This window comes from Streptomyces sp. NPDC088254 (assembly GCF_044740925.1).
GTDB lineage: Bacteria > Actinomycetota > Actinomycetes > Streptomycetales > Streptomycetaceae > Streptomyces.
On the sequence record NZ_JBIURQ010000006.1, the window covers coordinates 208,405 to 221,061 of the forward strand.

The window sequence follows — 12,657 nt, forward strand, 5'->3', positions numbered from 1 at the left end:
GGCGGCTGCGCTGATCTCGCTCCGCCGGCGTTCCGTGGCTGCGCTGCCGTGCCCGCCGACGGGCTTCGAACAAGGGGGCGCAGACAGGCTTTTCGACCCCATGAAACAGCGTCTCCCTCGCGTCTGCGAGGTGACTCATCGGTGCACGAACGCGACTCGATGGGGACACCGATAAGACGCCGACTGATGCCGGTGTACCTCTTGGAGTTCTGCGCACGTCCTCACGGTGTCTCGGGCGAGCCCTGATAGTGGCGCACTGGCGTCGCGCACAGAGCCTTCGGAGGACTCACCTGTGCAGGGATGTCGGGTGGCGTCTCCCAGGAGACACGATCGGGACGCCAATGGGGCCTCATCCGTACTCCAATGCGGCTCCTCGGGATCAGTGCTGTGACCGCAGGTGTCTCGCAGGTGTCCCGCGTGAGCACTTGCCGCGTCGCAGGTGGGGCGCAAAGGCGCACGGTGCCGGCGGCCTGCGTGCGGTCGCCCCTGATGGAGGCGCGGGGCGTCTCACAAGTGTCCCTGCCGGTACTCGATAGGGACTCAGACAGCGTCCCGCTTGCGTATCGAATGGGGCTTGCATAGGACTCAATAGGGGCACTAGAGTGAGCTCGCGTTGATTCGCATTCGAGAGGAAACGCGAAGGGCGGTGAGTCCATATGGCAGAGCGAGAGGCATCCGGCGAACGACCGGATGAAGCGCAGGTGCGAGTGGCGTGGCGAGGTGAGTGCAATGGCGAATCAGTCGGGTGAACCTCGCAAGGTCCGCTGGACCGTGCCCGCCGCCGACACCTCGGTGATCGAGTGGCTCAATGTGCAGGCGGACATCTCGCAGTCGATTCGACTGCTCATTCGAGAGTCCATTCAGCGCGACGGATACATCGACGTCTTCTACAAGCCCGTCGATCAGCTGCCGCGTCGCGGCCGGCCGCCGCTGGAGAGCATCGAGCAGCGCGAGGACGACGAGGCGGTCACCGAGCGCCGTCCGGCCGCCACACCTGTTCAGCCGCAGCCCGCAGTCACCGACCAGGCCAGCATCGTCGTCGAGACCGCAGCACCAGCGCCGGAAACCCAGCCCGAGCCGGTTCCCGCACCGGTTGAGACGGCCGAGGAGCCCGCGGCAAGCGCCCCCAGCTCACCGCCGAAGCCGCCGAAGCAGGCATCCATCGACGAAATCATGGCGAGTACTCGGCGCTGAGTGACGCGGTGAATTTCATTTTCCAGGCAGACAACATAGACACCGAGGGATTGAATTCATGAGCACCAGCAGCAACGACATCATCACTCTCACCGGCGGCATCGACGTCGGCAACGGCTACGTCAAGGGCGTCATCCAGAACACGAAGCAGGGGACTTTCGACGAGATCGATCTGCCCAGTGCGGTCGTCTCGACTTCCCGCACCTCGCCGAAGGTGCCGCTCGCCGACGCGGATGCGGCCTCCGTGCTGGCCGGCGACTTCTACAACCAGATCGACTGCTCGCTCACCACTCCCCTGGTGGCGGCCAGCGACCGCCGCATCTTCGGCCGCGCGGCGCTCTCCGTGCGCGGCTCGAAGTTCACCGAGTTTGAGGTGCTGGGCAAGCACTCCAAGGCCGATCAGGAGCTGAGCAAGGTCCTGGTCCTAGGCGTCTTCGCCGCCAAGGCCCTGCGCGATTACGTCCGCGAGAACGGCATGCTGCCCGATCACGAGCTGCGGGTGCAGGTGCGCGCCGGCCTGGCGTTGCCGATCTCAGAGTTCGTCGCGCGCCGTCATGCCTACGCCGCCGAGTTCATCGGTCTGCTGGGCAGCGCGGATCCGACGGTGCACCTGGTGACGATCAAGAACTTCAGCACTCCCGTCTCGGTGCGTCTGCAGTTCGTCGACGTCCAGGTGATGGCCGAGGGTGCCTCCGCGCAGTTCGCCATCACCGACAAGGGCGAGCCGCTCGCACAGGCCCTGCTCGATGATCTGCGCGCCCGTGACGCGTCCATCGTGGAAGGTGTCTCTGCCTCCGATCTGGTGGCGGTGCAGAACACCATCGGCGTCGACGTCGGCGAGGGCACCGTGAACTTCCCGGTCTTCACCGACGGCCGGTTCAACCCCGAGGCGGCCGACACCCTCGAGGAGGGCTACGGCACCGCGCTGATGAATGCCATGGAGCGCATGATCGAGTCGGACGCCACACTGCAGTTCTCCTCGCGCAAGCAGCTGGCCGACTTCCTCCACGCGGAGCCGTCCGTGCTGGTGAGGAACCGTCACCAACGCGCCGCCGGCTTCGTCGAGGACGAGGCCACGTACCTGGTCGACGAGATCGTCTCCTCCTTCGGCGACGTCCTCTCCCAGGCCGGCGCGACGACCGAGGTCGTCTACGTCTACGGCGGCGGCTCGGGCCCGATCAAGCACCTGCTGCACCCGGCGCTGCTGAAGGCCGCCGGCGATGTGCCCGTGCTCTACCTCGACTCGAGCTACTCGCGGCACCTGAACCGCGAGGGCCTGTACATCGCGGCACGCCACGTCGAGCAGCAGGCCCTCGCTGCGAAGACCGCGGGCAAGCGCAGCAAGGAGGTGGCGTGATGTGTGAGGCACTGGAGGACTCCTACGGCCGACGGCCCGTCGTACGTGATGCCGGGACACGTCGGCCACGTCTACGGCCACGGTCAGGGCTCCGCCCCCGCGATGGCCTCGGCCAGTTCGGGTCTTCTCGCCCGCGGCCCGCGCCGGGGTCCCCTCGTCCCACACGGCACCGCATCGGACACGCCTCACGACCGTTCCGCTGACCGACTGCCCCTCCCCTTCAGCGATGCTGCGCCGCGTCGTCACCCCGCCGCCCCATCACCCGGCTCCGGAAGCGTCCACACCATGACCACCGACCGCCCGCACGTCACCTACCTGGCCCCTTCCGCCCCCGCCCGCCCCCAGCTCGGTCGGGCCAACGACGAGGAGGCCGACCGCTCGGAGAACGCGGTCCTGACCGCCTACCTCTTCCACCTGAGGGCCAAGGGACACCGTGTCCTGCGGCACCGCGTCGTCACAGATCCCGTCCTGGCATCCACCGACCTCTTCGACGCGACTGCCGGAGAAGTGGTGATGGCCTGTCACCGTTCCCACTACCCCGCGCTCATCGCCGCGTACGGAGTGATCAGCGACTGCGCGCGGCTCTTTTCCCCGTCCTGTCGCGCACTGCTGTTCACCGACGAGCCGGGCCCGGTCGCACGGGAGTTCCTGTCCCACCACAAGATCATCGCGATCTGGCCCGAGGGCGAGTCTTTCGTCCGCTCGGACCCGGCAGCCGAGACAGACGGGGCGTGAACCGCCAGAGCTTCGGGCCTCCGTCGAGGAGAGCCGAGGAATGCGCCTGGCGTGCGGCCGGTCTCCTCGTCGACGTCGCCGGGCGCGTACTGCCAGCCACGGTCCAGCCCTGCACCTTCTGCGACGGCGAGGACATCGGCGACACCTGCCCGGCGTCCCTGACCTGCCCCACGTGCAAAGCCGCGCCCCGGCAGCGGTGCCGCCGGCCGAGCGGCCACTCCGCTGAGCAGTGGCACCGCAGACGCGTCCGCGCCGCCGACCTGGAAGACCAGCGCCGCGAGGAAGACGGCGACACCACCCTGCCCGCCCGCTGGGCCGACACCCAGCCGACGCCGCCCCCATCACGAGGAACACGATGACCACCGATCATCCCCGCAACAGCGCCGCGGGCACGTCCCATTCGCCCGGCGCCCCGGACCGGCCGCGTCAGGCCGGAGCCTCCAGACTCCCCATCACCCCGCTCAGCACCGCGCCGTCCGCGCCGGGGCCAGGGACCCGATCGGGCTGCTGCCCAGGTCCGTAAACCTGCGGACCCTGGCGTCCCTGGCCGACGTTCGCTACGTCGGCCTGGACCAGAGCTACGCCGTGCTGCTTCTGCCATCCGTCCAGCACCCGCACACGCCGTTGGCCGGCGGCATGGGCGACCAGCGCGGCCAGTGCGCGCGAGCCCGCGATGAAGCCGACGTGCGCGAGGCCTGGTGGAAGAAGGCCGCCACCCTCCACGACCAGCACACCGCGCGGTGAACGCTCCCCGGGGGGCCGCCGGGCCCCACCAGAGCACCACTCTCCGCTACGAGTCCGTAGGAACGTCATGAACAATCCCTTCGCCCCGCCCATCGACCTCAGCCACCTGCCGAACTACCGGCAGACCGACGCGCGTCCCCGACGCGCGGTGTTCCTCGGCCGTGTCTCCACCAAGGACCGGCAGCTTCCCGCTTCGTCCATCCCGCGGCAGGTCGTCCTCGCCGCCGAACGCCTCGACCCGGGTGAAGAGTTCATTGCGCACTTCTGGGATGTCGAGTCCGGGATGTTGCCCGCGCATTTGAGGGGCCTGGGACCGCAGGAGATGTACGACGGACTCGGTGTTCCAACGCCCCGGGACGGCGGCCTCCAGGACCTCGTGGATCGCGCAGAGCAGATGGGCATCACGCATGTCCTGGCCGAGCGGTCCGACCGCGTGGCGCGTGCCATGCTGACCAGCCTCACCGTGGAGCACGAGCTGGAGCGCCTCGGGGCAGAGGTGGTGTACGCGAATGAACCGACGGGCGGTACCGAGTCCGGCCGGCTGCGTACCCGCAGGTACGGGCAGGCCGAGGCGGAGATCTACCGCGCGACGATGATCGAGATGTCGATGGGCGGCCAGTTCCAGCATGCAATCGGCGGATGGAACCACGGCTACCCTCCCTACCCCTATGTTGCGGTGGTCGACGAAGATGCCCCGGTTCGGGGGCAGGGCCGGTTCGGAGAGATGCGGCCGAAGAAGAAGCTCGTTCCGCACCCCGACGAGCGCCGGTTCGACGCCGCCCGGGAGCTGTGCCGCCTCCGGCGCGAAGAGCATTTGAAGGGCGCGGACATCGTCGCGATCCTCATGGCGGAGCCCGACCGATACCCGATCGAGGGCGAGTGGACCTACAACAGGGTTGAGGGGCTGCTCGCGAACCCGAAGCTGTCCGGCTATCAGGTGTACAACCGGCGGGCGAACCGCACCGGCCGCGCCGGGTTCTCGAGGCGCAACCCCATTTCCCAGTGGGTGTGGTCGCCGAAGGTCGTGCACAAGCCGGTGGTGAGCCTGGAGGAGTGGATGCAGGCCCAGGAGGTCACCGCGGGACTGCGCGCGGGCGTCGAAGGCGGCCCGCTGCTGCGGATCCGGGCCGCGGCTTCCCGGCTCGGGCTCACCGTCACCGCGGTCAGCAGCAGCGCCACGCACACGCTGTACCGGATCGGGAACCGGCAGATCGTCCTGCCCTCCCCGGTGCCGGACACCCTCGTCCAGCAGGTCATCGAGGACTTGGGGAGCGCGGCGTGAGCGAGACCGTCGAGGGCCAGGCCCACCGGCGCGGCCGGACCTGGGTGACGCACCTTGCCGAGTACGGGGTGTACGCACACGGGCGGACGCTACGGGCGACGGAGGCGAACGCCGTGGAGGGGCTCGAACTCGTCGGCATGAGCGCCGAGGTCACGCTCACCCCGGTGACACCGGAGCTGGAGACGCTCCGGGCCGCCGACGACGCCCGCGAACAGGCCCTGCGTGCCGCGGTGCACTCCCTGGCTCTGCGGCGTACCACGCGGCGCGACATCGCCCTGGCAACACGGGCACCGGCCTGGCAGGTGAAGCAGATCCTCGCCGAGCAGGCGAAGAAGGACGGCTCACCGCCTCCTGCGGAGTCAGCCACGACAGCCGAGAGCACCCTATGACTGACGGACGTCCGTACGGGTTCCTGCGGCCCGCCGCTCAGGGTTCCTGGAACCTGCGGGTCTTTCCTTTCGATCCGCTGGTCCATCGTGTCGTCCGGACCTCCGAGGCTCCGGCCATTGTGGTGCCGAGCGCATGAGCAGCTACCGGGAGATCATGAAGCTGCTGGCGGCGAACACCGGCGCGAAGCGGATGAGCGAGGTCTTCGACAACTTCGTCGAGATGGCGGCGCTGGCTCTGCGCAACGCCGTGGACGTCCGCGGGAGCGAGTCCTGGGAAGCGCGCGAAGCGCAGTACCTCCAGATCGCCGGCGGCTACAGCAGAACAGAGCTGGACCGCTTCGCGCACACCCTGGCGCTGGTGACCACGGAGATGGAGCGCGAGCCCTGCGACGTACTCGGCCGCCTCTACATGGAGTTGGAGCTCGGCAACGAGCGGCTCGGCCAGTACTACACGCCCTACGACATCGCCCAGCTGATGGCCGAGATGCAGATCGACTCGGTGGTCGATCAGGTGCAGAGGGACGGCTTCGCCAATGTGTATGAACCCAGCTGCGGCGCGGGCGCGTTCATGGTTGCTCTGTCGCAGGCGATGCTCGAGCACGGCCTCAACCCACAGACGCAGCTGCATGTGACGGCAGAGGACATAGCACCGCAGGCCGTACACATGATCTACGTCCATCTGACGCTGCTGCACATCCCCGCGGTGGTGCGCCGTCGCAACGTTCTCACGCTGGAGACCTTCGAGTCGTGGCCCACTCCCGCTCATGTCCTGGGCTGCTGGAGCCGGAAGCGCAGGCTGGCCCGGGCGGTCAATGGATCGCGGCAGCTGATCATCACCACGCCGCAGGAGACCACCGAAAAACCCGCTGCTGCTCTGGAGGTGCAGCGATGACGATCACGCAAGAACGAACCGATCTCTCTGACGTCGAGAGCGACGAAGCGCATGCACGTGCGTGCCAGCTGGCGGTGTCGGCGGCGCGGGGCAGGACGGCGGAGCAGACCACACTGTCCGACGTGTCCACCGGTGCGGTGAAACTCCTCACCCGGTACATCCAGCACCGACCGGGTGAGACCGCAGCCATCCTCGGCGACATCTGCCTCAAGACCCGCGTGCGCCTGGGTGTGCATCCTTCCAAGACCGGCGAAGTGCTCCGCCGGTCCTTCCACCTGGACAGCGGTCTCGACGGCCGGACCATCGACACCCTGCTCGACATGGCCCTGCCCTCGGCAGCACAGGTATACCCAAGACGGTAGGCAAGGCCCGTACAACCGGTAGCCGCGGCGGCGGCACCGCGTCCTGCGCCTGCGCGGACGAGTCTCCCTCGGCGCTGGCAGGCTGTGTCCGGCACCCGAACGTGGAGAGGCGACCGATGCCCGACAACGACCGTCGCCAGGAAGACATCAGCGTCATGGACCAGGCGCTGGAGCTGTACTCCAGTGCTTCGGTCCTTACACTGCTGCGTGCGGCTCTTGAGTCTCCAGGCTGTGCCCGCTTCCATGAGCACCTCCTGCTCATCTTCGCCCGCTCTCTGGCGGCCCCGGCCCGGGACGGGCGGGCCGCGACCGTACGGGACCTGCCCGTCCTCCTTCACGCGGCCCTCCAAGCCGCCCGCAGGGGCATCACAACGCACCGCTTTCCGAACAGCCCCGCCGATGCCGTGCGCTTCACGCTCAAGGGGCGCCGGTACCTCGTCCATCCCGGCGACCTCGACCATCCGCTCCCCGTTCTGCGAAGTCTGCGAGACACAGCCGACGCCGTGGACGACCACCTGATCCAGGTCCGTGGCTTCGGCATCGACGATGTCCTCGAACTCGCCCTGCGTCACACCGACCACACCGTCGGGTGCCTCGCCGCGGCCTGGCCGCCGGCAAACGAAGCCGAACCGATGCGCGGGCAGATCACGTGTGAGGTGAGCGGGGCCGAGATCACGGCAGCTGCCGGACTCGGCATCGACCATCTGACTGCCGCGGCCGCCGACGGTCCGGAGCGGACGACGGCCGCGCTCGCCTACCTCACCCGGAACCTCAACGAACTTCCCCTCCTCTACGACCCCGGACTGCCTCTTCTCGGCCCCACCCTGCTCATCTCGGACGGCGAGCGGACAGTCCCCGTGCCTGCCTCTACCGCCCTGGAGGCTGTCACCGCGGCGGCCTCCGATCTGCTGGACGCCCACCCGGCACCGCCCGAGGCCCTGATGCGGCTGCGGCGCCGCGCGGCCACTCGCGTGGCAGGCCTGCTCGGTCTGGATCACGCGCCGGCCGAGCCGGAGGAGGTGTGCCGGATCAGCTCGTTGTCCCACCGTCTGGAGATCGCGATCGTTGCCACCCTCGGCGATGACCTGGCGGTCCTGGTGGAGAAGGCACGCACCGAGCTGTCGAGTGCACCAGCTGGTATGGGGAGGCTCGTCATCTACGCCGGCCCGAGGTTCCTGGGCCGCGAGGTGATCACCGACACCCTCTACGTCCACGTCGAGGAGCTCACCGAGATCTTCTCCGCGGCCGGCGGCGACCTGACGAAGGTGGCGCTGTGGGTGCTGGAGCTCACCGAGCACCCCGGTTGCGACGCCGTGGCGTACTACGACGTCCTCGACGCATGGACGGCCTGGTCCATGAAGGCAACGCTTCTGCCGCCCGGCCCCGCCGGCGAGGGCGGCGTTGTCGTGGAGCCGTGCGGGTGGGACGTCTCCTGGGAGCGAGCGGCCCTGTGGGCGCGCACGGACGATCTGCTGGCCGCGACCGGACTGCCGCCCGCGATCGACTGGGCAGACTGCCGCCTTGCCCCTGCTTCCGAGGGCGATGGCCAGTGGGCCGACCTGCGCCAGAGGCTCGACGAAGGCATCGTGAAGGCCTACATCAGCACGCACCCGCCGCTCGTCATCGTCGCCACGCTCGACTGCGACGAGCGGGCCTTGCTGGACGAGGCCTCCTTCGCCGGACTTGCCGACGGTATCCGGGGCACCCTCGCCGCAGACCCCGGCCTCACCCAGCACTTCACCCTGCCCGACCGCAGGCCGGTCCTTCTGCATCTGACCGAGACCGTCCAGGCCCACCCTCCGGCCGCCGACCTGGCGCCGGAGGTTCCGGACGATGCTCTGGCACTGCAGTTCGGCCTGGACGAGGAAGCAGCCCGCATCGACCTTGTCCTCGACCCGCTATTCCTGGCCCGCTTCACTGAGGACGGCCACCGTGTCCTCGGCCTCGTCCTCAACCACACCATCGGCCGCCTCCGCACCGCCCACGGCGCCGAGAACGGGCTCAGCCAGGCGGACTTCAGCAACGCGTGGGACGCGGCGGTCCCCATCCTCACCTGGTACGCCGGCGCCCCCTACGCACCGCCGCCCGCCCCGCCCCACTACCTGCCGAGCAGCACGCCTCATGTGCGTGTCCGCGCGCTGCGCGTCGCCGCCGACGCGGTGCGCGCCGCAGGCCTGCCGGCCGGCACGTTCACCGGCCGAGAGGCTGTGGGCCGCGAAGGACACGCCAGCCAGCTCCTGACCGCCCTGGAAGACGGTCTCACCGGTCAGCTCCGCGCCCACCGTCCCGACCTGGTGCCCGCACTGGTCCGCCACCTCAACGCAGCGCTCGCCACCCGCACTCAGGGCCGTCGGGAATCCCTGACCGGTCTGGTTCACGCCGGAGGAAAACCCTGGCAGGAAGAGGCAGAGCGGCGGGAGTCCGACGGCGCCGCCACCACCACCGCCCTGCAACTGCTGATCCAGCAGGCCCTGATCACCTCGCCGACCGGCGACACACCCACCGACCTCATCGCCCTGGCCGAACTGACCGCGCTGGCCGAACTCCTCCTGCGCACCGCGCTGGTCGCCATCCCCGCCAGCCGCGGCCTGCACCCGGCCACCCTCACCGTCCATCCCAGCGGCATCTTCACCCTCGACGGCACCACCACAACGTCAGACGCCGACAGCCCAGAACATCTGGGACTCGACATCGCGGCCTACCGCAACGCCCAGGAACAGGCCTGGTTCGCACGTGCCCGCCAGAGCCATCCCCAACCCCTTGCCCCCGAGGAACTGTTCACCGCCCGCCGCGGCAGGCGCACTCCGATCGCCTTCACCCGCCTGAACCCACCACCGGGCAGCACCCTGGCCCAGGCCGACCGCGACCTCACCGCCTGCTGGGGCTGCGGCCTCGACGGGCTCGCCGCCGTACTCGCCACCGCAGCCGACTGGCCCACCCGCCCGGACGGAACCGCCTTCACCAGCCGCCAGGACCTCGCCCGCGAGGCCGCAGCCTGGTCCCAGCTGCCCGAAACCCAGACTCGGGCCGCCGTCGACCAGTTGGTCCTCGACCCGGCCAACGCGGCCGGCTCCCTCGACCACGCCTACGCAGAGGTCGAGCGCCGCATCCGCCCCACCACCCACCCACTGATCACCCACGACGACGGCATCATCATCGCGCCTTGGCTCGTCCATACCTCCCAGCAGCTGTACGCCGCCGGTCTCGCTGACGGACGCCTGCCGCGCCCAGACGCTCCCGCGAAGGTGACCGGCCTTCTGGAGCGCCATCGCCAGCAGCAGAACAACCAACTTGAGACCGACCTCGCCCAGGCCGCAGCCCGCGCTGGCCTGCCCCACCTCTCCCGCCTCGACCGCGGGCCGGCGGCCGCCGCCGGCATACCCGGCCTCCCCGGTGAGGTCGACCTCCTCGTCGCCGACCCCCGGGGCCGGCTGTGGGTGATCGAGGCGAAGAACCCCCAACGCGCCGTCGGCATCCACAAGGTCGCCCAGAACCTCGGACGGTTCACCGGCTACCGAAAAAAGCTGCTGGCCAAGGCCGAAGTGATCCGCGCCCATGCTGCGGCAGCAGCACGGGCGTGCGGCGTCCAGACAGCGCGGGACTGGACGGTCACACCCCTCTTCGTCACCCGGAACATCGATCCCGCCGCCTTCACCACCGATCCTCAGATCGCCTTCACCACCATCGACCACCTCGCCGTCCTGCTGGCCGACGGCACAGAACCCAAGGCCGGATGGAACCAAGCACCCGCCTGTCCCTGACCCGACACCGCCCCCTTCCATCCGCATGCCCGTCCCCGCCGGACACTCCCATTCCGGCCGGACTCCTTCGCCACCGAACTGGGGGCTCCGGACGGGCGGGCCGCCGCCGGGCGCCCGCCAGCGCGGCCCGGCGCGCGAAGGGCACGCACCAGTGCGAGCGTGGAGGAAGGAGCGATACCCCAGGCTTTGCGCTGGGTGCACAGGATGGAGCACGGTCATGGCTCGGGCGATATGGACAGGGGTGGTGACCTTCGGATTGGTGAGCTGTCCGGTAGGGCTGTACACGGCCACCGACGACCACACCCTCCACTTCCACCAGCTCCAGCGGGGCACCTCCGACCGGATTCGCAACCAGCGAGTGAACGAACGCACCGGCAAGGAGGTCGACACCGGCGACATCGTCAAGGGCTACGAGATCGACGAGGGCGAGTACGTCGTGGTCGAACCCGAGGAACTCGACGACATCGCGCCCGGCCGCTCCCAGACCATCAACATCAGCGACTTCGTCGACCTCGTTCAAATCGATCCGGTGTACTTCGACCGCACCTACTACATCGCCCCGCGCGGCAAGGAGTACACCAAAGTCTACGAGCTGCTGCGCGCCGCCCTGGCCGAGGCGAACAGGGCCGGGATCGCCACATTCGTGATGCGGGGCAAGCAGTACCTGACCGCCCTGCGCGCGGAGGCCAAGGTCCTGGTCCTGCAGACCTTGCACTGGGATGACGAGGTCCGCGACCCCGGCAAGGAACTGCCCGAGCTGCCCGCCGGGCGCGCCGGGCGCGGCAAGCAACTCGACATGGCACTTCAGCTGATCGACGCCCTCAGCACCGACTGGGACCCGACCCGCTACCACGACACCTACGAGGAGACGGTCCGCGAACTGGTGAAGGCCAAGGCCGAGGGCCAGGAGATCACCGTGGCGCAGGAGCCGCCGACCGCGACCAACGTCGTCGACCTCATGCAGGCCCTTCAAGACAGCCTCAGCACTGCCGGCGGCGGTGAACGCAAGCCGAAGGCCACACCCCGCAAAACCGCGCGCCCGGCGGCGAAGACGGCATCCAGAAAAGCCCCGCCGAAGCATGCGCACGCGTCGACCAGCCGCTCCCGCGCCACCGGCACGAGCAAGGCGGAACTACAGAAACTGAGCAAGACAGAGTTGTACGAGCGGGCGACCGAGCAGAGGGTCCCGGGGCGGTCCAAGATGAGTCGCGAGCAGCTCATCAGCTCACTTTCCGGTCCCCGACACCGACGCAGCAAGAGCCCTGCCTGAACGGCCGCGAGGGCTCGCCCCAGGGCACCAGCGGCGTCGCGGGGGGACCGTGCGGAAAGGACCAGTCAGTCGGTGCCTCTTCCGGGACCGCATCCCCCGGCTGACGCGTCTGGGAGGCATAGCAACGCTGGGCGCACTACCGTCGTACGCGCCTTGCCTTGAAACGACGGTGGGGCTTCGGGCGGCCCTCACCACGCGCCCTGGTCAAGGGCCGCCCTCCACCGCCCTCGACGGGACGTCGCCGACAGTCCCGTCGTCCAATCAGCGCATCGATGGACGTGGTCACCGATGCCGGGCTCCGTCTCACCTTCCGGTGCGGCACGCCAAAGGGCCTCAGCTTCCTGAGGCTGTCGGCGCGATCCGGATCTTCTCGGACGAGGGCGTCTCAGGAACCACGGCAGGCGCTGACCGCCCCGGACTGCGCGAGCTGGTGGCGGAGCTGCAGGCCGGCGACGAAGTCGTCGTCTGGCAGTACGACAGGCTCGGACGGACCCTCGAGGCGATACGGGTCGTCGTTGAGCTGATCACCGCGAAAGGTGCGACGCTGCGCAGTCTCACGGAGTCCTCCGCCGAAGGGCTGTTCTCGCTGAAGTTCATGATGGCCGTTGCCGAGTGCGAGCACGCCTGGAAGCTGGAGAAGCAGGAGCACCGTCGGCCGCCGGCGAGAAAAG

General features: G+C 69.1%; 11 protein-coding genes and 1 pseudogene. All 12 read left to right on the top strand.

Going from position 1 to position 12,657, the window contains the following annotated elements; genetic code table 11:
- The first annotated feature begins 729 nt into the window (after nucleotides 1-729).
- The gene (locus tag ACIOC0_RS19230; protein ID WP_402156231.1) at nucleotides 730-1,194 is read left to right on the top strand and encodes a hypothetical protein; all 465 of its coding nucleotides are present in this window, start codon (nucleotides 730-732) and stop codon (nucleotides 1,192-1,194) included.
- 58 nt (nucleotides 1,195-1,252) lie between these two features.
- Nucleotides 1,253-2,551: a hypothetical protein gene (locus ACIOC0_RS19235; protein ID WP_402156232.1), complete on the top strand. Its 1,299-nt coding sequence runs from the start codon at nucleotides 1,253-1,255 to the stop codon at nucleotides 2,549-2,551.
- Between the two features lie 285 nt (nucleotides 2,552-2,836).
- Complete coding sequence (locus ACIOC0_RS19240; protein WP_402156233.1) at nucleotides 2,837-3,286, top strand: hypothetical protein; 450 nt, start codon at nucleotides 2,837-2,839, stop codon at nucleotides 3,284-3,286.
- A complete protein-coding gene (locus tag ACIOC0_RS19245) occupies nucleotides 3,283-3,645 on the top strand; it encodes a hypothetical protein (protein WP_402156234.1) in 363 nt (120 codons plus the stop codon). Before ACIOC0_RS19240 ends, ACIOC0_RS19245 begins: the two co-directional genes overlap by 4 nt.
- 226 nt (nucleotides 3,646-3,871) lie before the next feature.
- Nucleotides 3,872-4,030 (top strand): hypothetical protein, encoded by a 159-nt coding sequence (locus ACIOC0_RS19250; RefSeq protein WP_402156236.1) that lies wholly within the window; start codon nucleotides 3,872-3,874, stop codon nucleotides 4,028-4,030.
- 67 nt (nucleotides 4,031-4,097) lie between these two features.
- Nucleotides 4,098-5,312: a recombinase family protein gene (locus ACIOC0_RS19255; protein WP_402156238.1), complete on the top strand. Its 1,215-nt coding sequence runs from the start codon at nucleotides 4,098-4,100 to the stop codon at nucleotides 5,310-5,312.
- Nucleotides 5,309-5,701 (top strand): hypothetical protein, encoded by a 393-nt coding sequence (locus ACIOC0_RS19260; RefSeq protein WP_402156239.1) that lies wholly within the window; start codon nucleotides 5,309-5,311, stop codon nucleotides 5,699-5,701. The genes ACIOC0_RS19255 and ACIOC0_RS19260 overlap by 4 nt, the downstream gene beginning before the upstream one ends.
- Nucleotides 5,702-5,834: 133 nt before the next feature.
- Entirely contained in the window at nucleotides 5,835-6,593 is a 759-nt protein-coding gene (locus ACIOC0_RS19265; RefSeq protein WP_402156241.1) for an N-6 DNA methylase, read from the top strand.
- Nucleotides 6,590-6,955 carry a hypothetical protein gene (locus tag ACIOC0_RS19270; RefSeq protein WP_402156243.1) on the top strand — a complete coding sequence of 122 codons (366 nt, stop codon included), beginning with the start codon at nucleotides 6,590-6,592 and terminating at the stop codon, nucleotides 6,953-6,955. The genes ACIOC0_RS19265 and ACIOC0_RS19270 overlap by 4 nt, the downstream gene beginning before the upstream one ends.
- A 116-nt stretch (nucleotides 6,956-7,071) precedes the next feature.
- On the top strand, nucleotides 7,072-10,716 hold the full coding sequence (locus tag ACIOC0_RS19275) for a hypothetical protein (RefSeq protein ID WP_402156244.1): 3,645 nt from the start codon (nucleotides 7,072-7,074) through the stop codon (nucleotides 10,714-10,716).
- Between the two features lie 217 nt (nucleotides 10,717-10,933).
- On the top strand, nucleotides 10,934-11,986 hold the full coding sequence (locus ACIOC0_RS19280; RefSeq protein WP_402156246.1) for a Ku protein: 1,053 nt from the start codon (nucleotides 10,934-10,936) through the stop codon (nucleotides 11,984-11,986).
- A gap of 313 nt (nucleotides 11,987-12,299) precedes the next feature.
- Nucleotides 12,300-12,626 (top strand): annotated as a pseudogene (locus tag ACIOC0_RS19285) (recombinase family protein); the annotation flags it as partial.
- Nucleotides 12,627-12,657: the final 31 nt, after the last annotated feature.

Excerpts from the sequence above, each read along its gene's own strand:
- ACIOC0_RS19230 (WP_402156231.1), top strand. The coding sequence starts at position 730 with ATGGCGAATCAGTCGGGTGAACCTCGCAAGGTCCGCTGGACCGTGCCC.
- ACIOC0_RS19270 (WP_402156243.1), top strand. The coding sequence starts at position 6,590 with ATGACGATCACGCAAGAACGAACCGATCTCTCTGACGTCGAGAGCGAC.
- ACIOC0_RS19280 (WP_402156246.1), top strand. The coding sequence starts at position 10,934 with ATGGCTCGGGCGATATGGACAGGGGTGGTGACCTTCGGATTGGTGAGC.
- ACIOC0_RS19240 (WP_402156233.1), top strand. The coding sequence starts at position 2,837 with ATGACCACCGACCGCCCGCACGTCACCTACCTGGCCCCTTCCGCCCCC.
- ACIOC0_RS19255 (WP_402156238.1), top strand. The coding sequence starts at position 4,098 with ATGAACAATCCCTTCGCCCCGCCCATCGACCTCAGCCACCTGCCGAAC.
- ACIOC0_RS19265 (WP_402156241.1), top strand. The coding sequence starts at position 5,835 with ATGAGCAGCTACCGGGAGATCATGAAGCTGCTGGCGGCGAACACCGGC.
- ACIOC0_RS19275 (WP_402156244.1), top strand. The coding sequence starts at position 7,072 with ATGCCCGACAACGACCGTCGCCAGGAAGACATCAGCGTCATGGACCAG.
- ACIOC0_RS19235 (WP_402156232.1), top strand. The coding sequence starts at position 1,253 with ATGAGCACCAGCAGCAACGACATCATCACTCTCACCGGCGGCATCGAC.